Genomic DNA, 23,678 nt, shown 5'->3' on the forward strand with positions numbered 1-23,678 from the left:
CACCCCGGGCCAGCCGCTCCGGTTAGAGGTCAGCCTTGTTCGTAGATTTCTTTATTCGTCGTCCGATCTTCGCCACGGTCTGTGCGCTTCTCATCGTGCTCGCAGGTGCGGTCTGCATACCGTCCCTCCCCATCTCGCTCTATCCTGATCTCGCGCCGCCCCAGGTCGTCGTCTCCAGCAACTACATCGGAGCAAACTCCAAGGACGTCGAGTCCGCCGTCACCATCATCCTCGAGCAGGCCATCAACGGCGTCGAAGGCATGCGCTACATGAGCTCCACCAGCTCCAACGACGGCACCTCGGCCATCACCATCACCTTCCAGACGGGGTACGACCTCGACATCGCCGCCGTTGACGTGCAAAATCGCGTCGCCACCGTTCAGGGCCGTCTTCCCGCCACAGTCAACAACACCGGTATCAGCATCACCAAGGCGAACTCCAACTTCGTCTTCGCCGCCGGCTTCATCTCGCCCGATCACTCCCTCTCGCCATCCTTCATCTCGAACTACCTCGACGTCTACGTCAGCGATGCGCTCAAACGCGTACCCGGCGTCGGCGCGGTCGTCATCTTCGGCGAGCGCAAATACGCCATGCGCCTGTGGCTTGATCCGAACCGCCTCGCAGCCCGCGGCCTCACCGCGCTCGACGTCACCAACGCACTCGCCGAACAGAACGTCGAAGTACCCGCCGGCCAGCTTGGTCAGCCGCCCTCCGACCCCAAGCAGCAATTCCAGATGGCAATCCGAGCCATCGGACGATTCGACGACCCCAAGCAGTTCGACAACATCGTCGTCAAAAATAATCCGACGGCTGGCGGAGTCGTCCTCTTCAAAGATATTGGCCGAGCGGAGCTAGGCGCCGAAACCTACAGCACCGACCTCAAATACTCTGGCGGAAACGCCATCGGCGTCGGCGTCCAACAGCTCTCCAATGCCAACGCCCTCGACGTCGACAAGAAGTGCCGCGCCGTCCTCGCAGACCTCCAGAAAAACTTCCCCCCCGGCATGCAAGGCATCATCGCCGTCGACACCACCCTCGTCATCGGCGAGTCGGTCCATGAAGTCGTCACCACCATCGGCGAAGCCATCGTCATCGTCGTCATCGTCATCTTCCTCTTCCTGCAGGACTGGCGCGCCACCATCATCCCTGCCGTCACCATCCCTGTCTCGCTCGTCGGCACCTTCGCTTTCATCAAGATCTTCGGCTTCAGCATCAACTCACTCACCCTCTTCGGCATCACCCTTGCCACAGGTCTAGTCGTCGACGACGCCATCGTCGTCATCGAGAACGTGCAGCGCCACCTCTCCGGACACTCCGTCATCCCCGAGCGTCACGAGCTCAGCGAACCCGACCCCTACGCCCCCGATACGATCGCTTCTGAGAAGACCGGCAGCGGCATGGAGCAGACCTCCTCCGATCCTCACAAAGCCACCAGCATCGCCATGGCCGAGGTCACCAGCGCCGTCATCGCGACCTCGCTCGTGCTCATCTCCGTCTTCATTCCGGTCAGCTTCTTCCCCGGCACCACCGGCATTCTCTACAAGCAGTTCTCGCTCACCATCGCGTTCTCCATCGCAATCTCAGCCTTCAACGCCCTTACCCTTTCGCCCGCGCTAGCCGCCATTCTCCTGCGCCCCGAAGAGAAGAAGACCGGCATCATGGGCATGCTTCTCAATCCCATCGAAGCCGTCATCCAATGGGTCATCCGAACTTACGCGCGCATCGTCACCTTCGTCGTCCGCATCCGCTACGTCATGTTGATCTTCTTCGTCGGAGCCCTCGCGGCCACGGCGTTCATGTACAACCACGTACCCACCGCCTTCATCCCGCAGGAAGACCAGTCCTACTTCCTCATCATCGTGCAGACGCCCCCCGGCGCGTCTCTCAGCTACACCACCGAGTTCGCCGACCGTGTCTCTGACGTTGTTCGCAAGAACGACGGTGTCTTCGGCACCTTCTCGGTCATGGGCTTTTCACTCGCCGGCGGCAGCTCACCCAACTCCGGCCTCATCTTCGCCCCGCTCAAGCCCATCAACGACCGCACCAAGATGGGTGACAAGTACACTGCACGAAACATCGTCCGCGATGTAGGACCCAAGCTCTTCGGCGTCCCCGGCGGTATCGCCTTCGCCGCAGAACCCCCCGCCGTTGCCGGTCTAGGCACCGTCGGCGGCTTCCAATTCATCCTCCAGGACGGCGGTCGCAACAGCTTCGACGACATCGCTCGCGTCGCCCACACCCTCGTTGCGCAAGGCAATGCTCCCGGCTCCGGGCTCATCGCCATGAACACCCAGTTCACTTCGAACGATCCGCAGCTTCAGGTCACCGTCGACAGACAAAAGGCCGAAACTGTAGGCGTTCCCTTCACCCAGATCACCGCTGCCCTCGGAACCTTCATGGGCTCCAGCTACGTCAACGACTTCAACTTCAACAACCGCTCCTACCGCGTGTACGTTCAGGCGGACGAGCAGTATCGTCGCAACGCGCAGGACCTGCGCCAGTACTACGTCCGCTCCAACACCGGCCAGATGATTCCGCTCGACAACCTCGTCTCCGTCCAGCAGATCTCGGGCCCTCAGGTCATCAACCACTACAACCTCTTCCGCTCGGCCGAGATCGATGGTTCGCCCGCCCCGGGGCTTAGCTCCGGTCAAGGTAACCAGACCATGGTCAAACTCTTCGAGAAGGCCAAACTCCAGGGCATGACCTACTCGTGGACTGGTCTTGCACTTGAAGAAGTAGAGTCCGAAGGCAAGGCCATCATCATCTTCGGCCTCGGCCTACTGGTCGTCTACCTCACCCTCTCGGCCCAGTACGAGTCCTTCGCTCTGCCGTTCATCATCCTCCTCGCTGTCCCGATGGCCATCCTCGGCGCGCTCTCGCTCGTCTCCCTCCGCGGCCTGGTCGACGACGTCTACGTCCAAATCGGTCTCGTCATGCTCATCGGTCTCTCCGCCAAAAACTCGATCCTCATAGTCGAGTTCGCCGAGCAACTCCTCGCCCAGGGCCGCACCATCACCGAAGCTGCGATCGAAGCCGCCGAACTGCGCCTCCGCCCGATCCTGATGACCTCCATCGCCTTCATCCTGGGTGTCGGTCCTCTCTACTTCGCCACCGGCGCCGGCGCCTACGGTCGTCACTCGGTCGGTACTGCCATCGTCGGCGGCATGGTGCTCTCCACCATCCTCAACCTCTTCTTCATCCCGGTCCTCTACGTCATCCTGAAGACCATCCTCAGCAAATTCTCCGGCGGCAAGGTCCACACCGCCCGCGCCGAAACCACCCACTAACCCACTTCGTGGGGAATATACCGGCTTCGCCTCAAGGCCTCCCGTTGGTCGGCAAAGAATTCCTACACGCGACCAACGGGAGCGCCACCCAAAGGGGTACACACGTCACGAAGTGACCGCCGCCCGCGCAGGGCGCCGTCCGGCAGGACACACCTAAAAACAAAACGCCAGTCGGGCTATCATGCTGCATGGCAAAACAAAGCATCGCAGCCACCCAAAGCTGGCTCCCAAACGCCAACCACCCCACCACCGACTTCCCCCTCACCCATCTCCCCTACGGAGCCTTCACCGCCGAAGACCAGCAGCATCTCTGCGTCGCCATCGGCACCCACCTCCTCGACCTCCACGCCTGCGCTACTTCCGGCCTTCTCCCTCCAACCCTGACCGAGTCCTGCCAGGCCCCAACCCTCAACCCGCTCATGTCCCAGGGCCACCAAGCCTGGGCTCTCCTCCGCAAAACCCTCACCACCCTCCTCCACGCCGACGCAAAGCCCGAGCACAAGGAAAAAGCCGAAGCCGCCCTCCACTCCATCGCCGGATCGACCCTCAAAAAACCCGTCTACGTCCCCAACTACACCGACTTCTACGCCTCCATCCACCACGCCAACCGCGTAGGTCAACTCTTCCGCCCCGACCAGCCTCTTCTTCCCAACTACAAACACATCCCCATCGGCTATCACGGCCGAGCCTCCTCCATCATCGTCAGCGGCGACCCTGTCGTCCGGCCCATAGGCCAATCCCGACCACCGCAAGAAGAGGCTCAACCCAACTTCCTACCCACCAGCAAATTAGACTACGAACTTGAACTGGCACTTTATGTGGGCGAGCCCAGCGCACTCGGCATTCCAGTCCCCATCTCCACCGCCGCCACTCACATCTTCGGTATCAGCCTCCTCAACGACTGGTCTGCCCGCGACATCCAATCGTGGGAGTACCAGCCCCTCGGCCCCTTCCTCGCCAAGAACTTCTCCACCACCGTCTCTCCCTGGGTCACCCCCATCGCTGCCCTCGATCCCTTCCGCGCCCCCGCATCTCCTCGCCCCGCCACCGACCCGAAGCCCCTCCCATACCTCCACTCCGCCGAAGATCAGAAACAAGGAAACCTGAATGCAAAACTTGAAGTTTTGCTGTTAACCAAAACCATGAAGGCCAATAACCTGGAGCCATACCTCCTCAGCCAATCCAACGCCCAGGACCTCTACTGGACCCCCGCCCAACTGATCGCCCACCACACCAGCAACGGTTGCAACCTCCAGGTAGGCGACATCCTCGCCACCGGAACCATATCCGGCCCCGCCGAAGCCTCCGCCGGCTGCCTACTAGAACTCACCCGCAACGGCGCCCAACCCATCCTCCTCCCCACCGCCGAAACCCGAACCTTCCTAGAAGATGGCGACGAGATCATCCTGCGCGGCTCCTGCGAATCTCCCGGCCATCCCCGCATCGGCCTCGGCGAGTGCCGCGCCACCATCCTTCCCGCCCTCACCTGACCGCCCTAGCCAACCCCAACCCCCTTGAACTATCCTCATCCTGCATGCAGGCCATCACCAGACCTGCGCGCCCTGGAGACTCCCTATGGCAACACACGCCCCGACCCAGCCCCAGCAAGAATCAGCCACCATCGACTTTCTCCCCCTCAAGGGCACAGACCACGTCGAGTTCTACGTCGGCAACGCCCGCCAGGCTGCCTACTTCTACCGCGCCGCCTTCGGCATGTCCCTCGTCGCCTACGCCGGCCCCGAAACCGGCCAACGCGACCGCGCCAGCTACGTCCTCCAGCAGGGAAAGGTCCGCTTCGTCCTCACCACCGCCCTCCGCACCGACTCCGACATCGCCCGCCACGTCGACAAGCACGGCGACGGCGTCCACTCCATAGCCCTCTGGGTCGACGACGCCCGCCAGTCCTGGCTCGAGACCACCAGCCGCGGCGCCTGCAGCATCCAGCCCCCCACCGAAGCCAAAGACGACAACGGCAGCGTCACTACCGCCAGCATCGCCGCCTACGGAGAAACCGTCCACACCTTCGTCGAGCGCACCCACTACACCGGCGCCTTCCTCCCCGGCTACAAGGCCGTCACCAACGACCCAATCGCCCGCCCCGTCGGCCTCCTCCACATCGACCACATCGTAGGCAACGTCGGCTGGAACTCCATGAACGAGTGGGTCGACTTCTACGCCAAGGTCATGGGCTTCTCCCTCTACCAGCACTTCGACGACAACGACATCTCCACCGAGTACTCCGCCCTCATGTCCAAGGTCATGGCCAACGGCAACGGCTACGTAAAATTCCCCATCAACGAGCCCGCCGAAGGCCGTCGCAAGTCCCAGATCGAGGAGTACCTCGACTTCTACGGTGGTCCCGGCGTCCAGCACATGGCCCTCGCCACCAACGATATCCTTAGCACCGTAGCCGCCATGAAACAGCAAGGCGTCGACTTCCTCACCGTCCCCCACTCCTACTACACCGAGCTGCAATCCCGCATCGGCAAGATCGACGAGCCCATCGAAGAACTAGAAAAACTAGGCATCCTCGTCGACCGCGACAACGAAGGCTACATGCTCCAGATCTTCACCAAGCCAGTCGAAGACCGCCCCACCGTCTTCTACGAGATCATCCAGCGCAAGGGAAGCCGCAGCTTCGGCAAAGGAAACTTCAAGGCCCTCTTCGAAGCCATCGAAAGAGAACAGGAACTACGCGGCAACCTGTAAAAGAGATGGTCCTGCCGGACGGGCCTCCTACGCGGAGGGCGGTCACTTCGTGACGCGTATACCTGTCTCGGCGGAACGACTGCATCGGTCTCCCGTTGGTCAGAATCATCATTTATCGCGACCAACGGGAGCGCCGAGCGAAGCGGTACACAAGTCACGAAGTGACCGCTCCACGCGCAGTGGGCCCGTCCGGCAGGACATAGCCTTTATGTATAAATATCCGTTACAAATGCATAATCATTAGTGTTGACGCGGCTTTTGCGATCCTCCATGCTCATCATGGAGAGACATTCAGACATGAGCACGCAACCCATCGAGATCACCACCCCGGCGATTCTCGCCAGCATCGCATCCACCCCCGCCACCTTCCTCATGTGTCCCCCCAAGCTCTACGACGTCAACTACGTCATCAACCCCTGGATGGCCGGCAACGTCCACGCCTCCTCCCGCACCCGCGCCGCCGAGCAGTGGCAGCGCCTCTACGAAGCCGTCACCACCATCGCCCAGGTCCAACTCGTCGAGCCCCAGCCCGGTTCACCCGACATGGTCTTCACCGCCAACGCCGGCCTCGAGCGCGACGGCACCGTCGCCATCAGCAGCTTCTTCCACCCCGAGCGCCAGGGCGAAGAACCTCACTTCCGCCGCTGGTTCCAACTCGCCGGCTACACTGTCGTCGACACGCCCCGCACCACGCCCTTCGAAGGCGAAGGCGACGCACTCTTCTCCACCGACGGCACACGCCTCTGGGTTGGCTACGGCCCCCGCACCGACCCCTCCAGCCACAACCCGCTCCGCAAGATCTGGGGCATCGAGGTCACCTCTCTCCACCTCATCGACCCCCGCTTCTACCACCTCGACACCTGCTTCGCCCCACTCGCAGGCGGCTACGTGATGTACTTTCCCGAGGCCTTCGACAAAGCCTCCCGCGCAAAGATCGAAGCCTTCTATCCAGCCGAAAAGCGAATCATCGTCAGCGAGTCTGACGCCATCTGCTTCGCCTGCAACGCCATCAACGTCGACCGCACCATCATCCTCAACAACATCAGCACCGACCTCCGCCACCAACTCGAAACCCGCGGCTTCAACCTCATCGAAGTCACCCTCACCGAGTTCCTCAAAGCCGGCGGCGCCGCCAAATGCCTCGTCATGAAGCTCAGCCGCCCCGAGAAGGAAGCAGTCAGCTTAGCCTCATAAAACTGGCTCGTTCTCTTCATCTACTAAAAAGACATCGTTATCTCGACCGAAGCTGCTCACAGTCTCACCGTGAGCAGCGCAGTGGAGAGACCCAGACCCCCGCATTTCGCTTGAGCGCCCCAACACCATCGAATCCGCAAGAGCAGGGAACTAAAGCTTCCCCGCATCGCCCCTAAAAGCGAGCTACTCAAACCGCAGATGAACCTCACCCGCAGTAGAAAACTTCACATCCGCCGCAGATCCCGGATCACCAGATGTCACGCCCGTCCAGCTGCCCGTCGTCACCCACTGCCCAGCCTTCAACCCACCTGTCCGCTTAGAGCCTTCATTCGCCAGCCATGGAAGCAAACGCATCAAGTCTCCCGAAGTATTCGACCCCGTCCGCTCCACCCGCACCATCCCATCGACGGCGATAGACACATGCTCCGTCTTGAAGTCGATCTTCTGCCAATCCACAACTGCCGGCCCATACACAAACCCGCCATGCATCTGCAGATCGCCAATCATCGACAACTTCGCCGCCTTCAACGGATCGAGCAGCCCACTCTCGATCACCTCAATCACCGGATGACAGCTCGCAATCGCACTCACGACCTCCTCTGAAGCATAGGACGTAGCCTTCGCAGGCAAATCCTTACCCAGCAGAAACGCGATCTCCGACTCCAGCCCGCGATACCTCCGCACCCCTCCAATGACTGCTCCATCGGCTGCCATCCAGGCCAACGGCATCGGCGCAAACACTGGCGTAGCCTCCGCACTCGGAGCCCCAATCTTCCACCCGCCGATCTCTCCGTACGCTTCCGCAATCCGATCCTGCAGCGCATAAGCCTCGTCCAGATCTTTCGGCTGCAAAGCCTCCGGCAGATCCTCAATCGGAACACCGGTCCGCCGCGCATCCAGCAGTAGATCCGCAGCCTCAATCAGTTGTTTCTCTCTCTCACCAGTCATCATGTCGTCCAGTGTCTCTCAACCAACCCGCATCTGTCTTGCAGCCATGCTTGTGGAAAGAGAGTGATGTGATTTGCTTCGCAAGCTCATCGCCTGACGACAACGATGTCATTCCGACCGAAGCGTAGCGAAGTGGAGGAACCTGCTTCTTTCCTGCTGGCCACAAAATACAAACTTCACGGCGATCATTTTGCAAATTCACACAGCTGTTTCCCAGCTTTCGACTCGTTCACTTCGCCGCCCCGCTCTTCCCCAAACTCAACAGATTCGCAAACAACCGATAAGCCCCCGGCACTCCCTCCGGCAGCTCCCGATACAGCGCCAACGCCACATACACATAAGCGCCCTTACCCGTCTTCGCCACCAGCAGCCCACCCTTCTGCGGATCCTGCCCCGGATCATGCGTCTCCAGCGGAGCAACATACTGCGCATCCCACGTCCCCATAAAACCGTGCCCACGCTCCTCCACCCACCCATCGAAGTCCCGCTCCGTAATCTTGTTCGGCCAACTCAAAACAGGGCTATCCGGCACCACCAATCGCACCGGCGCCTTCTCATCCACCACTTTCTCCGCGTCTCCCAGCGAATACGGGTAAGGCCCATAATCAAAATTACTAGTGTTGTACTGCACAATCACCACGCCGCCATTCTTCGCATACTGCAGCAGCTGCCCATTCGCCGCCGCCAGCCCAGGATGCGCAGCATAAGCCCTCACCCCAAGCACCACCACGTCGTACCCACTCAACTTCCCGGCAGCGACATCACCCATCGTCAAAGTCGTCGCATGCACCCCCAGATTTTCAAGCGAAGCCTGCACCTCATCCCCAGTCCCCGGCAGATACCCCACCTTCAACCCCGGAGCCACCTTCACATCCGCTCCCCGCGCTCGATACGTCGCAGGCCGATACAAATTCGCCGGCAGCAACCCCGCATACCCAACCGTCTTATACCCCTCGCGATACTCCTTACCGCCATATCTGGCTACCGCAGTCATCGTATAAGCCTTCTCTGCCATCTTCCCCGGCGTCACCACAAACGGCACATCCACCGAATCCCCATCCTTCGCCAGCGAAAACTCCGCCTTCTCCGGCGACGCCGTCCATCCCTTCGGCAACTCCAGCTTCACAGTCCCCGTCGCCGCGCCCTTCACATTGCTCTTCACCTTCGCCGATACCATCAGCGTCTTCTCCGTCAGTGGCACCACCCCCGCCGACGGCGACACCGCCACCGAGATCGCCGGAGCCACCACCAGCGGCTCATACACCGTCCCTTGCCCAGTCACCCGATGTAGCGTCTGCACCTCCTGCCCCAGCTTCACCTCCACGCCGTCGTAGTCCAACGTCACCCACGCCGTTAGAGCAGGCAAGGGAAGCGAAGCATTCCGCATCGCCGGATCAGCCACATCGTAGTAAGACTGCTCAATCCCGGGCCGCGTAAACGGAGGCCGTGTCACCTTCGCATCCTCCGGCAACTTCACCTGAAACGAAGCGTCACAAGCCTCCCCACTCACCACACTCTTCCCCTCAGCCTTCGCTCCCGCGTCATCAAACGTCGCGCCCGCATTCGAAGCCAGCCCCGCGCCCTTCAACGTCACCGGCACTTTGCTCCCATTCGCCACGCGAATCTGCACCCCAAAGCTCTGCCCCGGCACCGCCGTTACGAACGTATCCGAACCATCCCCAAACCGCGCAAACGGCCCGTTGTCCGCCTTCCCCGCAACCTGCGCCCGCAGACTCAGCCCCAGCGCCTGCACAATCGCATCATTGAACTGCACCCGCTTCACTCGCAGCTCATGAAGCAGATCGTACTTCTCCCGATCCGTCAGCCCGCTACCCTCCACCTTCGCAATCAACTCATCGGTAGCCTTCAATCCATCCCGCAAAAACGGAGCCGTCTTCTCCGGCGCAGCAATCTTGTAAACCCCCACCGCCTGCCCCACCAACCCATCGATCTTCGCCAGATCCTGCTTCAAAAAAGTCGTCTCGCCCGGAGCCAAAGAGCTCATCCCCGTGAGCGTTACATCCACTCCATCAAAAAAACTCTTCTCCTCCTCGCCCGTCTTCACCCGCGAAGCATACCGGTGATAAGCGACATCAAACCTCCCCGCCGCCGGTATCCCCATCCCGCCGTTCTGCGACTTCTGCAACCCCAGCCCCATCCGCGCAAACTGCAAATACGTCATCCCCAGCACCGGGCTGTACTCTCCCTCCGGCACGGTCACATTTGCCTTCGGAGTCTCCGTCGTCCACTCCTTCGTCACATAGTTATAGAACCGCGCCGGAGCATACTTTCCCGTCGCATAGTCATACATCCCCTTCGACGTAACAGAAAAAAACGGCTCCCTTGCATAAACCTTCAGCGGACTCCACGGCATCAACCCCGCCGCAATCTGATCCGGAAACACCTTCGGATCACCCGCCGCATCAAAAACCTCCTGCGCCATCTCACCCGACACCTGGTGCTGCCCATGCCCATCCGTGATCCCACCCACAAACACCGCAGTCACCACAAGCGGCCGATACAGCCTCACCGCCCTCACCGCGTCATACAACACGCGATCATGCCCCCAGTTCTCCAGCGCCTCTTCCTTCGTCTTCGAGAACCCGAAGTCCACCTCCGTCCCCCACATCTGGTCGATCCCCATATACCGGCCCGCCGCCAGCAGCTCCTGCGTCCGCACCAACCCCAGCGCGTCATCGAAATCCGCAGACATCAGATTCTGCCCACCCTCACCCCGAGTCAGCGTCAGCATCGCCACATGCGCGCCCTGCCCACGCGCCTCATACGTCAGCATCCCGCCATCTTCATCATCCGGATGCGCCACAATCATCATCAAGCTCGCCCGCGTACGCAGCTTCACCAAACTCTGCCACAGCGCAGCCGAACCATCATTCGCAGCGATCCCCCGAACCCCAACCGCCGCCTTCACCTGCTCTGCGGCCAGATTCGCCCTGTCCATCCGCGCTGCATCCCGCAGCTCCTGGCAGCTCAACACCCCACCCGCCACCACCAGCCCCATCACCGATACCGCAGCCACACCCGCGAAAACCCGTTGAGAAGTCATTACTTTCTAATCTCTCACACCCAACCACCTCAAATCACGCACCAAAGCTCCATCCGCCGGACGGTTTCACCCGTACCTGTAACCAGCTGCCGTATTCCGAGTCCTATCTATTGGCAGTAGTCTGTAACAGAGGGAACCCCGCAATGCTTCTCCGCAAATCGCCCAGCCTCGAAGCCACCATCCGCTCCTCCGAAATCACCCCCCAGAGCGTCTTCCAGCAGCCTCATCCCACCCGCCGCCGCTTCCTTACCTCCGCCGCCACCCTCGGCGCAGCCGCCCTCGCCGCCCGCACCATCCCCTCGCTCATCAGCCCTCCCACAACGGTAGAAGCCGCCGAACAACTCAAAACCATCCCCAGCAAATACACCTTGGACGATCCACAAACCCCCCTCGGCAAGGCCTCCACCTATAACAATTTTTACGAGTTCGGCACCGACAAGTCCGACCCCTCGCACGAAGCCTACCGCCTGCCCACCCGCCCCTGGCCCATCCAGATCACCGGCATGGTCAAAAAGCCCCAGACCATCAACATCGACGACCTCATCCACTATCGCCCACTCGAATCGCGCGTCTACCGCTTCCGCTGCGTCGAAGCCTGGTCCATGATCATCCCCTGGGACGGCTACTCCCTCTCCGAGTTCATCAACTTCTGCCAGCCCCTCCCCAGCGCAAAATACGTTCAGTTCTTCTCCTACAACAACAAAAAAGTCATGCCCGACGAGCCCTCCGGCTACGACTGGCCCTATCGCGAAGGCCTCCGCATGGACGAGGCCATGAACCCCCTCACTCTCCTCACCTTCGGCTGCTACGGCCAGGTCCTTCCCAACCAGAACGGCGCTCCCGTCCGCGTCATCGTCCCCTGGAAGTACGGCTTCAAATCCGCGAAGTCCATCGTCCGCTTCCACTTCACCGACAAGGAGCCCGAGACCACCTGGAACCAGGCCGACGGCGGCGAATACGGCTTCTACTCCAACGTCAATCCCAACTACGACAACGCCCGCTGGTCCCAGGCCCACGAGCGCCGTCTCGACTCAAGCACCTTCCCCCGCAACATCCCCACCCTCATGTTCAACGGCTACAGCGACCAGGTAGCAAGCATGTACGCCGGCATGGACCTCAAAAAGTTCTACTGAAGTTACAAATCCTAGTAAGCTCGCCAGGCTCTGATACTCCGTGCGCGCACATCGTCCATAATCGGAACAAATGCCAGCATTAACAAGAGCACCGCCAGCGGCACCGTAGCAACGAAACCCACGCGGTTGAATCCCGCCGCCCCAACTACCCCACCAATAAAGAAAAGACCCACCAGCGAAATCAACAGCCACAGCTTCTTGTAATCGGACCTCACCGCTACATATCCTTCGTTCTCGCTCCGTCGGTTCCAGTACAAAGCCTTCCCAATCTCGATCCCAATATCGGTCACCATCCCCGTCACATGCGTTGTCCTGATCTCCGCGTTGGAAATCTTCGTGATGATCGCGTTCTGAAGTCCCATCGTGAAGCAAAGCAGTGCGACTGTCGAAGGCACCAAAAACCACTCGTGACGAGCCAGATGGCCCCCCATCAGCCCGAAGCACAGGAGTAATGCCGCCTCAACCATCATTGGCAACGCATACTCGCTCTTGAGCTCGCGCCGCCGACCCCAGTTCACCAGCATCGCAGTGCACGCCGCCCCGGCCAGAAATGCCAGCAGAGCGCTCGCCCCCGCCGCCAGCACACCGATATCCTGTACCGCTGCCGCGTCTGCCATCGCCGACACGATCCCCGACATGTGCGACGTGTATTGCTTTACAGCAACAAAGCCACCAGCATTCGCCGCCCCAGCAATAAAAGCGAGAAAGTGCGCAAGCTCCCGGTTAGCCTTCTGGGTGCGCTCATTTCCAGTCAATCTGCGAAGGTAGACAATCGGCATTGCAACCGCCTCTTCCCATCATCGCAGGTTTCTCTACCCACAAACTCGCTCAGAAATACCGCTGTAACTCAAATCTCCTCCGTGCGTCCCATCCAACAGCCAAGCTAAACTAACCCCACCAATGTCCAAGCGCGCCATCATCCTCCTCAAAGTCCTCACCCACCTCCTCTGTCTCGCCCCACTCGCCTGGCTCGTGCACTTCTACACCTCAGGCGCGCTCGCCCTCAACGCCGACCCCGTCAACTACATCACCCACTTCACCGGCGACTGGACCCTCTACACCCTCTTCGCCTCCCTCGCCATCACACCCATCCGTCGCCTCGCCACCAGCCTCGGCTTCCTCATCCGCTTCCGCCGCCTCATCGGCCTCTACGCCTTCTTCTACGCAACGCTCCACCTGGCTACTTACATCTTCCTCTTCTCCGGCTACGACATCACGACCGCCATCACAGGCCTCCGCGCCGGCCACCCAGGGGCCCTAATCGCCCAGTGGAAGCTCATCTGGCCCGGCATGGTCGAAGACGTCCTCAAGCGCCGCTTCATCCAGGTAGGCCTCTTCGCATGGCTCCTCCTGCTCGCCCTCGCGTGCACCTCGCCAGCCTTCATCATGCGAGCCATGGGCGGCAAAAACTGGCAGCGTCTCCACCGCCTCGTCTACGTCGCCGGAATCGCCGGTGTCATCCACTTCTGGTGGCTAGTCAAAAAAGGCAACAACGCCCCATGGAAGGTCACCGTAGTCCTCACGATCCTCCTTCTCGCCCGCGTAGCCTACACAGCAATGAAGCGCCTCAAGAAGCCCACTCCAATCCCCGCCCGCCCCAGCTCCGTCTAGCCTCCGCCTTGCAGTTGCAGTTGCTGTTGCAGTTGCAGTTGCAGTTGCAGTTGCCGTTGCTGTTGCCGTTGCCGTTGCCGTTGCAGTTGCCGTTGCCGTTGCCGTTGCCGTTGCAGTTGCAGTTGCCGTTGACCGTTCTTTTGTTGTCATTCCGCAGCGCAGCGGAGGAATCTGCGGTTGTCGTTGCGGTTGTCGTTGCGGTTGTCGTTGCGGTTGCGGTTGTCGTTGCGGTTTTCTTTGCGGTTGCGGTTGCGGTTGCGGTTGTCGTTGCTGTGTCGTCGCTCTCGCACCACGAGCCACCATCATCCCACCACAAACTCACCACAAAAAGGCCACCATCAAACCCGCACATAGTGGGTCAATTTGCAGTGAACAGCTGAAGTTGTCGATAACCGGACTTTGCGGGAACACGATCTGATTAACAGCCACAAGGATTAATCGCCGGGGACTCACCGCTCCTACAAGAGAGGAAGTCCAATCGGCATCGTAATGAATCTGCCGCGGCCATGACGCATCCAATGCGCCTAGGAGCAACAATGAATATTTCAGGCAACACCATCCTCATCACTGGCGGCACCAGTGGCATCGGCCGCGCACTAGCTGAGGCGCTGCACGGCAAAGGTAATCGGGTGATCATCGCTGGACGGCGGCAGGAGCTGCTCGACGAGGTCACGAGGCGCAATCCCGGAATGGTTGGCATCGCGGTGGATCTAAGTGACAGTGCGGCCATCACTAAGTTCGCAGAGTCCGTGAAGAGTCAGTTTCCTGAATTGAACGTTCTGATCAACAACGCAGGCATCGCCGGCCACGAAGACTACACGGCGGATTCAACCGACCTGACGCGGGCGTACAGCACAATTCAGACCAACATCACCGGCGTGGTGCAATTGTCGACCGCTCTGCTGCCCACATTACGTGCTCAGCCACACTCCACGCTGATGGTGACCACTTCAGGGCTTGCGTTCGTCCCCTACCCGCCAGGCCCGGTTTATAGCGCAACCAAGGCCTTTATGCATAACTGGCTTGACGGGCTTCGTATGCAACTGCGGAAGACCAGCGTTGAAGTTCTAGAGCTCGCGCCGCCTTACGTACAAACAGAGCTCGGCGGTCCGCAGCAGGCCAGCGATCCGCGTGCCATGCCGCTCGAAGATTTCACCAACGAGGTCATGCAGATTCTGGAAAGCAACACCATCGAAAAGGGAGAGATTCTCGTCGAGAGAGTCAGACCTCTACGCACTGCGGAGAAAGATGGCAAGTACCAGGAGTTCCTCGACATCTTCGCGAGCATGCACGGTTAGTGACTGAGCCGGTGGTCGTCTCATGCGGTCGGCCGCCGGTTCCACGATTCCTCTGAGTGGAAAATTCAGTCCCTGGAGTTCAAACCGACCCACGAGCAACAGCCACCCCTATCGTTTGGAGATCCTTCCAACCATAAGCCGCCACCGGAAGCATCACCCCACCCACTTCCATCTCCTTCGAAGCCACCCGCACCCCACCCGACCGCGAATAAAACCCACCAGAAAAATTATCTTCGAGCACCCAGGCCACCACGCTCCCGAACCCTCGCTCCTTCAGCGAGCCAGCCACCTTCTTCAAAAGAGCCATGCCAATCCCACACCGCTGCGCCTCCCGCAGCAGGTAGATCGCATACAACTCCGCATCGAACCCTTCCACAGGCTCACGAATAGCCCCGCCGCCAACGAACCCCACCACCTCACCCCCAACCTCCGCAACGAACACATCCACATCAAGCCCCAGCCACTCCTGCCACGAAGCCTCGCGCTGCACGACATCCAGGCTGGACAGATAAGCCTCCGGCACGATACCCGCATATGTCGTCTGCCAGCTCTCCACATGCACACGCGCAATCGCACCCGCATCCTGCACCGTCGCAACTCGAATCTCACTCATGCGCTCACAATAGCCTCCACCCGCCAGACGATCAACCGATTTGCTGAAAGAGCACAAATCCGATCAAGTCCCCGCTGCACCGAAAAGCTGTCAAGCCCCCAACCCACGAGAACCCGCGCCAATCCAGCACAACCGCGTGGCGCATGAGTTACCCGCCAGTAGCTATACTTGATACAGGCGCCAAAAAAGGCCTCAAGAAACCCAGCCAGAAGGAAGTAGCTAACCCGCTGATAACAAGTATTTTGTGCGCAACCCGTTTATTTCCAATATTTTACAGACACCATACACTTGTAAGCCAATGAAATAAAACACCTTACGCCCAAAATACCCCAAGGGGGGAGGGGGGTACCCTCCACTGTCGCCACGCAACTTCGAGCCGCAGGACAGGTCTAACCCTTTGTCTTTCCTGTTGTCGTCCCCGAAGGGGATCAGCTGTTGTCGTGCCTGTTTTGTTTGTCATTCCGCAGCGCAGCGAAGCAATCTGCGGTTGTCGTTGCTTTTGTATCTATGCACCAAGCAAGCCAGAGGCGTTCATGCGAAGGCTCTTCTCCATCCTCGTAGCTCTATCGATCACCACTCCGGCCCATCCCCAGACCAAACCCGCAAAGCCCAAGCCGCCAAGCCCCGCAAAATCCACTCCGCTCACCCAACAGGAACGAGCCCAGCAACTCCTCAACCGCTTCACCTTCGGCCCACGCCCCGTCGATCTCGAGAAACTCCTCGCCATGACCCCCGAAAAGTGGTTCGAGCAGCAGCTCAACCCCGCCAGCATCCCCGACACCGCCCTCGACCACCGCCTCGCCGACTACACCACCCTCAACCTCCAGCCCGAGCAAGCCCTCCAGCTCTTCCCCGACCGCTTCACCATCGAGCAGATCGCCGAAGGCCGCCGCCCCTACCCCAACGACCCCCTCCTCATCGCCATGTACGAAGTCCAGGTCGCAAAATTCTACCGAGATCAGGACCTCCACAAACTAAACCCCGACGGCAAACCCAATCTCCCCCCACCCACCGACGCCGAAGCCGCCGCCCAAAAGAAAATCGACCAGGAGACCGCCGCCGGCATCGCCGGAGAACTCTTCGCCCTCCCCAAAAATCAGCGGATGCTCACCCTCATCAAGCTCCCCGTCCCCGACCGCATCGCCTTCACCACCTACGTCGCGGGCGACCAGAAAAATCTCCTCCTCGCCGACTTCAACCCACGCGAACGCGAGATCTTCATCGGCATGGCCGCCAACATCGGCACCCCCAAAACCATCATCAACGAACTCTCCGAAGCCAAGATCCTCCGCGCCATTCTCAGCGAGCGCCAGCTCCAGGAGGTCATGGCCGACTTCTGGTTCAATCACTTCAACATCTACATCGGCAAAGACTCCGACAACTGGTACACCACCAGCTTCGAACGCGACGCCATCCGCAAACACGCCCTAGGCAAGTTCCGCGACCTGCTCCTGGCCACCGCCTCCGCCCCGGCCATGATGATCTACCTCGACAACTGGCTCTCCATCGGCCCCGACTCCCTGGCCAACGGCGTCAACCCCGCCAATCCCCACTCGAACCGCGGCAACAAGGGCCTCAACGAGAACTACGGTAGGGAAGTCATGGAACTCCACACCCTGGGAGTCAACGGCGGCTACACCCAGGCTGACGTCACCGCCCTCGCCGCCATCCTCACCGGCTGGACCGTCGAGCGCCCCAACCAGGCCGGCGCCTTCCTCTACGACTACAAAAGACACGAACCCGGCCCCAAACAATGGCGAGGCCACACCATTTCATCCGAAGCAACAGCGCAACCAGGCTCTCCCACGAACACGCAGGCAGGCTTGAAAGAGGGAATCCAAGCCCTGACCCTCCTCGCCGCCGACCCTCACACCGCGCACTTCATCAGTTACAAATTGGCCCAGCGCTTCGTAGCCGACGAGCCGCCCCCCGCCCTCGTAGACCGCATGGCCGCCACCTATCTCTCCACCGACGGCGACATCAAAGCCATCCTCCGCACCCTCGTTCAGTCACCCGAGTTCAACTCAAAAAAATACTTCCGCAACAAGGTCAAAACACCAATGGAGTTCGTAGCCTCCGCCTTCCGGACAACCGACACTAACCCCGTGAACCCCGCCGCGCTGGTCGAAACCCTCAAGACGATGGGAATGCCCCTCTACTACGCACTCCCGCCCACCGGCTACTACATCACCGCCGATCGCTGGATGAACTCCTCCGCGCTGGTCAGCCGCCTAAACTTCTCTTACTCGCTCACCGAAGGCAAGCTGGCCAACCAGAAGTTCGACTCGGCCCACGTTCTCGCGCTGGGCCTCCTCTCCCAACCACAGACCTCGCAAACCCCAGAATTATCTGCGAAAGAAAAATCCAACCGCGCGAACTTCTCCGAGGCCCTCCTAACCTCCGAGCCCACCGCTAATCAGCCCAATCAAGGTCCTCTCGATTCAACAGGCCAGAACATCGCCCTGCGCGTTCTCGAATCGACCCTCATCGGCGGCGACGCCTCCGCCCAAACCAACCAACTCATCAACAAACAAGTCATCGAAATCCCAAGCAGCAACTCCACCGACACCCTCAACCTGCTCACGGCCCTCGTCATGGGCAGCCCAGAGTTCCAACTTCGCTGACAGAAGAGTCATCCAAACACCATGAGCCGAATGGATCGCAGAAAATTCGCTGCTTCGCTCGTGGCGGCAAGCTTGGGCAGCAGCCAGGCCATTGCCTTGAAGCCTGAAAACGCCTCAACCCCGCAGCAACTTCATCTCAAACCCAACGGCTGGATGCCGAACAGCCCACTGCCCGTTCTTCTGTATCGAAGCGCTCTTCCATCGAGCGCCGATCTCGCCGCCGAAATGGAGCGCATCTTCACCGCGAACAAATGGCCGCCCCAGTGGCGCAACGGCGTCTACTCCTTCCACCACTACCACTCGACAGCACACGAGGTTCTTGGTTTCGCGGCCGGCCACGCAGACCTGATGCTGGGCGGTGAAGGCGGAGAAACCGTCACAGTCCATGCCGGGGACGTCCTTGTCCTGCCTACCGGCACCGGTCACTGTCGTATCTCAGCATCCGATGACTTCCTCGTGATCGGTGCCTACCCAGAGAACGAGCACTGGGACATCTGCCGCAGCGCAGCAACTTCCGAGACCCTCGCCAGCATGCGCAAAGTTCGCTTCCCACAATCCGACCCGCTCACCGGCACCACCGGCCCGCTTCCCAAACTCTGGTTCTGATCCGCACTCACACGGCCTAAGGAAACAGTCGCTTCTTACGCCACGCGTCACCATCCCGCGAAAACAGAAAACGATCGTGCAACCGCCCCGCACCATCTTTCCAGAACTCAATCCGCTCAGGCCGCAGCAAATATCCCCGCCAATAGTCCGGCCGTGGAATTTCGCCCGGAAACTTCGCTTCCAACTCCTTCACGCGAGCCTCCAGTACCTCTCGCGAAACCAACACTCGACTCTGCTGCGAAGCCGCTGCCCCTAGCTGGCTCAACCGCGAACGACTATGAAAGTACTTATCCACATCCTCAGCGGGCAACTCCGTCACCGTCCCCGAGACTCGAACCTGCCTCCTCAGGGACTTCCAGTGAAAACACATCGCCGCCCGCGGATTCTCGCCCAACTCCGCCCCCTTCTGGCTGCCGGCATTCGTATAGAAGCGGAATCCGTCGTTATCGACGCGCTTCATCAGCACCATTCGCACGCTTGGTATGCCATCGGCCGTAGCGGTAGCTAGTGCCACCGCTTCAGGATCGTTCAACTCCCCACCCTCAGCGTCCTTCAGCCACCGTTGAAACAACGCAATCGGATCACCCGCCGACTCAACTCCGCTTTCATCCATCGCAACCTCACCCATGACCCTGTCGAATCCGATCCTACCCTCGTCCATTTGCAAGTAAGATGCAATCTAGCTCAGTCCCTCAAACAAATCTGTCCCCAACCTCGCAGCCTGCGGCTCGGCAGTCGCTACCAGGGCATAGAACTCCTCAGCTCCATATCGCTCAAAGATTTCCTTCGTCTTCTCCATCAGCGGAGCCTGCGATACATGCTTCCGAAACGCCTCGGTCTTCCGTTCCCGTACCGAGCGGATATCCAGCGTCACCGTCCACGGCATCAACATGGCTGGCTGTCGGTCAGGCATCAGAAAATTCGCAGTCACGTAGTACAGCCTGCTTACTTTATGCGCCTCCCCAGCACTCGGATACCGTTTTAGCTGTCCCGACCATTGAAACGCAGCCGTCGTCAGCATCGAAGTCATCATGTGATCCGCGTGAGTATTCTGTCCTCCGTCACCCCCGAAGGTAATCACAACGTCTGGCTTGAATCGCCGCATTCGTTCTACCAGCCTCTCGGCGGCTTGTGAGAAGTGAACAAACTCCAAGTGCCCGTCCTGATAATCCATCAACTCATACCGCGTCACACCCAGCACATCGCACGAAGCACGAAACTCCTCTCGCCGCAGTTTTCCGAGCGCCTCCCCACTCGCAGCATCGCCTCGATGCGTCGCTGCCTGACCATCCGTCAGGCAAATCACGTAAGTCTCAATCCCTCGATCCGAGGCCAACGCCAACGCTCCACCAAAGGCGTAGCACTCATCGTCCGGATGCGCCACCACACACATCAACCTCAAGCCCACTCAGCTTCCCCCAGGCCTGCATCGAGATCGGCATCTTCGAACAGAAGTTCGACCGACGCCTCTTCTTCCAGCGCAGCATCAGGATCAACCCCACGAACTGGCGCGAAGCTCCTCCTGTGTAGCGCACACGGCCCAATCTCCGCCAACGCTCGCCGATGCTCTGGCGTCCCATATCCCTTATGCGAAGCCAGCCCGTAGCCCGGATGCACAGCATCCAACTCCCGCATCAGCGCATCCCGATGCACCTTTGCGATCACAGAAGCCGCCGCAATCGAAAGGCTCAACGCATCGCCATAGATGAGCTTCGTCTGCCGACACGGATGATCCAGGCGCATAGCATCGATCAGCAGATGATCGGGAACCAGCGCCAATCCCTGCACCGCAGCCAGCATCGCCATCCGTGTCGCCTGATAGATATTCACTCGGTCGATCGTCTCTGCATCGACCTCTGCCACACAAACTGCCAGCGCCATCCCACGTATCTGCTGGTCGAGCGACTCGCGCTCCTCCCGCGTCAGCTGTTTGGAATCTTTCAGCCCCGCGTTCGCCAACTCATCCAGGTTCTCCGGCAGGATCACCGCCGCCGCCACCACCGGGCCAAACAGCGCCCCACGCCCCACCTCATCCACCCCGGCGATCCGTTCGAAGCCGTAGTACCGCAGAGCTTGTTCCGGCGCGTCGCTGCAAATTAGTTGCTTCAGCAAGCGCTGTTTCGCGGTAGCCGCCGTCACTGTTCTCGACGCACGTGTGGTAGGAATCGAAGCCATGCTCTTCAAGATTCGAGTGTATAACCAGCGCACAGAACGAAGCCACGACCGAAGTCGTGGCTCAGTGGAAAACAGGAAACGGAATGCTTACTTGGCGGCGCGCTCAACCTCGCGCAGACGAGCAGCCTTACCGCGCAGACCGCGTAGGTAGAACAGCTTCGAACGGCGAACTTCGTAGGAGCGGACCTTCTCGACCTTGTCGACTACCTTGGAGTTGTACGGGAAGATGCGCTCGACGCCCTGGCCGAAGCTCATCTTGCGAACCGTGAACGATCCCTGTGCGCCCTTGCGGCAGGCAATCACCATACCCTCAAACGCCTGCAGACGCTCTTTTTCGCCTTCGCGAATCTTTACTTGAACTCGAACTGTATCGCCAGGGGCGAACGCGGGTAAATCGGTCCGCTCGAACTTGGCGGCCAGCTTCTGCATAATCGGATGAATGGACATGACACAACTTTCCTATGTTGGACTCGACCTTTAGTGTACACGAAATCTGCACTTTCCGGGTCGAAAACTGCACAAAGAAACGCGCTCAGGCTCGCCCTATCCGCCTCATTCTTGGTATCCTCGCAGCTCCGCCAGGATCTCTCGGTCCTCCTCGGTGATCTCGATTCTCTCCAACAGGTCTGGACGGTTCTCCAAAGTCTTCTTCAGTGCCATCCTTCTGCGCCAGCGCCGGATCGCCTCATGATTGCCTCCCGACAGCGCCTCAGGAATGCTCACCCCCATAAACTCCGCTGGCCGAGTGTAGTGCGGATAATCCAGCAAGCCTCCCGCTCCGTAGGTTGAACGCGGCGGCCCATCCACAGAGTCGGCAAGATCCGCGACTTCTTCCGCGCCGAAGCTCTCAAATCGCGACGAGTCAGGATTTCCCAGAGCCCCCGGCAGTAGCCGCACTACAGCGTCGACAATGACCGCTGCCGCCAACTCCCCGCCCGACAAAACATAATCCCCAATCGAAATCTCTCGGTCGCAGAACAACTCGTTCACTCGCTCATCGACTCCCTCATATCGCCCACACAAAATGACGACCCGTTCCGTCGCGGAAAGCTGGTGAGCCACCGACTGGGTGAACGGCTGCCCCTGCGCCGAAAGCAGGATCACCGTCTCTTTGCTCCTGTCCCGGCCGATCTTCGGAGAGATATTCAACGACTGCATCGCCTCATAGATCGGCTGCGCCTTCAACACCATCCCTTCACCGCCTCCAAACGGGCGGTCGTCCACCGTCCGATGGCGATCGTGCGTAAAGCTGCGCAGGTCGTGTGTCTCAATCTGCACCAGCCCCGTCGTGCGCGCACGCTTCAGAATCCCGTAGTCAAACGGGCCGGCAAAAAAATCGGGAAAGATCGTGATGATGTCAAAGCGCATAGACGATAACTGCGGTACAGCCGCTTGTTTCTAACTCCCAGACTGCACCATATCACTTGGAAGTTGTGAAGCCCGGCGACTGATTCCAAACGAAGATCTCACGAGGATGACCTGTGCTCCATGATTTTCATTCAGGTCGTCGCGGCGAGACGAAAGAGCGTCTCCGTGTTTGAACGAAAGCGTGCCGCTCTCCTGATGTTACTGCCGCTATCACTCAGCGTCACTGTCCCAGCGCAGCAGCCGACACCCTCGCAACTCGCTCTCGCCCTGCCTGCAAACCCCAGTCTCATCTCGACCGAAGAGTCGACTAAGCCAACCAACAGCTCCTCCAGTGCAGAGGGAAGAGTCATCCGCATCGCCCCTGCACCTCTCGCAAAGAAACTGCCGTCCCAGAAGCCCTTTCGCACCGTGGCCTTTGGCGTCAAGGCGAATACGTTAGGAGCCGGTGCGGAACTCGCCACGCCGCTCCTTCGCCGCTTCAATCTCCGCTCTGGCGCCAACTTCTTAGTCTTCGCCTATCCCTTCGGCATCGACGGCGTCAACTACGACGCAAATCTTCACTTCAGGTCTTCGCAGAGCACCCTCGACTGGTTCCCCCTGGGGCACAGCTTCCACGTCAGCCCCGGCGTTCTCTACGCCAAAAACGCAGTCTCTTCCACTGCGACGGTACCAGCCGGCCAGAACTTCACCCTTGGCGATCAGAACTTCGTCAACAGCATCGCCGATCCGGTCCACGGCAACATGGCGCTCGCCTACCCCCGCAATTTTTCCCCTATGCTGCTACTGGGCTTCGGCAATATTCTCCCGCGCAACAGTCGGCGGCTCTCTATCCCCGTTGAGTTAGGCGTTGCTTACACAGGCGCCCCCACCATCAACGTCAACCTCACCGGCACCGCCTGTACCAACCAGGGTTGCACCAGCTTTGCCACCAACTCCGAGACCCAGGCCAGCCTCACACAGGAGATTCAGAAGATCAACGAAGACCTCAAAAAGGTCCCCGTCTACCCGATCCTCTCTATGGGCGTGGCCTACCACTTTTAGCTTC

General features: G+C 59.9%; 19 protein-coding genes and 1 pseudogene. 11 read left to right on the forward strand and 9 right to left on the reverse strand.

What is annotated here, in order from left to right; all coding sequences use genetic code 11:
• The first annotated feature begins 35 nt into the window (after nucleotides 1-35).
• From RBB76_RS18540 to RBB76_RS18555, 4 genes are all read left to right on the forward strand, one after another.
• Nucleotides 36-3,290, forward strand: a complete 3,255-nt coding sequence (locus tag RBB76_RS18540; protein ID WP_429629175.1) for an efflux RND transporter permease subunit — start codon at nucleotides 36-38, stop codon at nucleotides 3,288-3,290.
• A 188-nt stretch (nucleotides 3,291-3,478) separates the two neighbouring features.
• The gene (gene fahA / locus RBB76_RS18545; protein WP_429629176.1) at nucleotides 3,479-4,780 is read left to right on the forward strand and encodes a fumarylacetoacetase; all 1,302 of its coding nucleotides are present in this window, start codon (nucleotides 3,479-3,481) and stop codon (nucleotides 4,778-4,780) included.
• A gap of 85 nt (nucleotides 4,781-4,865) precedes the next feature.
• On the forward strand, nucleotides 4,866-5,999 hold the full coding sequence (gene hppD / locus RBB76_RS18550) for a 4-hydroxyphenylpyruvate dioxygenase (protein ID WP_429629177.1): 1,134 nt from the start codon (nucleotides 4,866-4,868) through the stop codon (nucleotides 5,997-5,999).
• Between the two features lie 297 nt (nucleotides 6,000-6,296).
• Nucleotides 6,297-7,193 (forward strand): dimethylarginine dimethylaminohydrolase family protein, encoded by an 897-nt coding sequence (locus RBB76_RS18555; protein ID WP_429629178.1) that lies wholly within the window; start codon nucleotides 6,297-6,299, stop codon nucleotides 7,191-7,193.
• Nucleotides 7,194-7,376: 183 nt separating this feature from the next.
• On the opposite strand, the gene RBB76_RS18560 is transcribed toward RBB76_RS18555, so the two are convergent.
• Nucleotides 7,377-8,144, reverse strand: a complete 768-nt coding sequence (locus RBB76_RS18560; RefSeq protein ID WP_429629179.1) for a 2-keto-4-pentenoate hydratase — start codon at nucleotides 8,142-8,144, stop codon at nucleotides 7,377-7,379.
• A gap of 226 nt (nucleotides 8,145-8,370) precedes the next feature.
• Nucleotides 8,371-11,205 (reverse strand): PIG-L family deacetylase, encoded by a 2,835-nt coding sequence (locus RBB76_RS18565; protein WP_429629180.1) that lies wholly within the window; start codon nucleotides 11,203-11,205, stop codon nucleotides 8,371-8,373.
• 143 nt (nucleotides 11,206-11,348) lie between these two features.
• Between RBB76_RS18565 and msrP the strand changes: the two genes are divergently transcribed.
• Nucleotides 11,349-12,338, forward strand: a complete 990-nt coding sequence (gene msrP / locus RBB76_RS18570) for a protein-methionine-sulfoxide reductase catalytic subunit MsrP (RefSeq protein WP_429629181.1) — start codon at nucleotides 11,349-11,351, stop codon at nucleotides 12,336-12,338.
• 20 nt (nucleotides 12,339-12,358) lie between these two features.
• Here msrP and RBB76_RS18575 read toward each other — a convergent pair.
• Nucleotides 12,359-13,117: pseudogene (locus RBB76_RS18575) on the reverse strand (YoaK family protein); the annotation flags it as partial.
• A gap of 121 nt (nucleotides 13,118-13,238) precedes the next feature.
• On the opposite strand from RBB76_RS18575, the gene RBB76_RS18580 reads away from it, so the two are divergent.
• From RBB76_RS18580 to RBB76_RS18590, 3 genes are all read left to right on the forward strand, one after another.
• Nucleotides 13,239-13,949, forward strand: a complete 711-nt coding sequence (locus tag RBB76_RS18580) for a sulfite oxidase heme-binding subunit YedZ (RefSeq protein ID WP_429629182.1) — start codon at nucleotides 13,239-13,241, stop codon at nucleotides 13,947-13,949.
• An 8-nt stretch (nucleotides 13,950-13,957) separates the two neighbouring features.
• The gene (locus RBB76_RS18585) at nucleotides 13,958-14,329 is read left to right on the forward strand and encodes a hypothetical protein (RefSeq protein WP_429629183.1); all 372 of its coding nucleotides are present in this window, start codon (nucleotides 13,958-13,960) and stop codon (nucleotides 14,327-14,329) included.
• A 156-nt stretch (nucleotides 14,330-14,485) separates the two neighbouring features.
• A complete protein-coding gene (locus RBB76_RS18590) occupies nucleotides 14,486-15,247 on the forward strand; it encodes an SDR family oxidoreductase (protein ID WP_429629184.1) in 762 nt (253 codons plus the stop codon).
• A 79-nt stretch (nucleotides 15,248-15,326) separates the two neighbouring features.
• On the opposite strand, the gene RBB76_RS18595 is transcribed toward RBB76_RS18590, so the two are convergent.
• Entirely contained in the window at nucleotides 15,327-15,860 is a 534-nt protein-coding gene (locus RBB76_RS18595; protein WP_429629185.1) for an N-acetyltransferase family protein, read from the reverse strand.
• Nucleotides 15,861-16,393: 533 nt separating this feature from the next.
• On the opposite strand from RBB76_RS18595, the gene RBB76_RS18600 reads away from it, so the two are divergent.
• Complete coding sequence (locus RBB76_RS18600) at nucleotides 16,394-18,484, forward strand: DUF1800 domain-containing protein (RefSeq protein ID WP_429629186.1); 2,091 nt, start codon at nucleotides 16,394-16,396, stop codon at nucleotides 18,482-18,484.
• A gap of 30 nt (nucleotides 18,485-18,514) precedes the next feature.
• A complete protein-coding gene (locus tag RBB76_RS18605) occupies nucleotides 18,515-19,090 on the forward strand; it encodes a cupin (RefSeq protein ID WP_429629187.1) in 576 nt (191 codons plus the stop codon).
• A gap of 16 nt (nucleotides 19,091-19,106) precedes the next feature.
• Here RBB76_RS18605 and pdxH read toward each other — a convergent pair whose 3' ends face one another.
• The 5 genes from pdxH to trmD form a co-directional block, all read right to left on the reverse strand.
• The gene (gene pdxH, locus RBB76_RS18610) at nucleotides 19,107-19,718 is read right to left on the reverse strand and encodes a pyridoxamine 5'-phosphate oxidase (RefSeq protein ID WP_429629188.1); all 612 of its coding nucleotides are present in this window, start codon (nucleotides 19,716-19,718) and stop codon (nucleotides 19,107-19,109) included.
• A gap of 51 nt (nucleotides 19,719-19,769) precedes the next feature.
• Nucleotides 19,770-20,498: a PIG-L deacetylase family protein gene (locus tag RBB76_RS18615; protein ID WP_429629189.1), complete on the reverse strand. Its 729-nt coding sequence runs from the start codon at nucleotides 20,496-20,498 to the stop codon at nucleotides 19,770-19,772.
• Nucleotides 20,489-21,265, reverse strand: a complete 777-nt coding sequence (locus RBB76_RS18620) for a ribonuclease HII (RefSeq protein ID WP_429629190.1) — start codon at nucleotides 21,263-21,265, stop codon at nucleotides 20,489-20,491. The genes RBB76_RS18615 and RBB76_RS18620 overlap by 10 nt, the downstream gene beginning before the upstream one ends.
• An 87-nt stretch (nucleotides 21,266-21,352) precedes the next feature.
• Nucleotides 21,353-21,712 carry a 50S ribosomal protein L19 gene (gene rplS / locus RBB76_RS18625; protein ID WP_218884516.1) on the reverse strand — a complete coding sequence of 120 codons (360 nt, stop codon included), beginning with the start codon at nucleotides 21,710-21,712 and terminating at the stop codon, nucleotides 21,353-21,355.
• A 105-nt stretch (nucleotides 21,713-21,817) separates the two neighbouring features.
• Nucleotides 21,818-22,633 carry a tRNA (guanosine(37)-N1)-methyltransferase TrmD gene (gene trmD / locus RBB76_RS18630; protein ID WP_429629191.1) on the reverse strand — a complete coding sequence of 272 codons (816 nt, stop codon included), beginning with the start codon at nucleotides 22,631-22,633 and terminating at the stop codon, nucleotides 21,818-21,820.
• A 120-nt stretch (nucleotides 22,634-22,753) separates the two neighbouring features.
• Here trmD and RBB76_RS18635 point away from each other — a divergent pair, with 120 nt between their 5' ends.
• The gene (locus RBB76_RS18635; protein WP_429629192.1) at nucleotides 22,754-23,674 is read left to right on the forward strand and encodes a hypothetical protein; all 921 of its coding nucleotides are present in this window, start codon (nucleotides 22,754-22,756) and stop codon (nucleotides 23,672-23,674) included.
• Nucleotides 23,675-23,678: the final 4 nt, after the last annotated feature.

This window comes from Tunturiibacter psychrotolerans, from assembly GCF_051013365.1.
GTDB lineage: Bacteria > Acidobacteriota > Terriglobia > Terriglobales > Acidobacteriaceae > Edaphobacter > Edaphobacter psychrotolerans_A.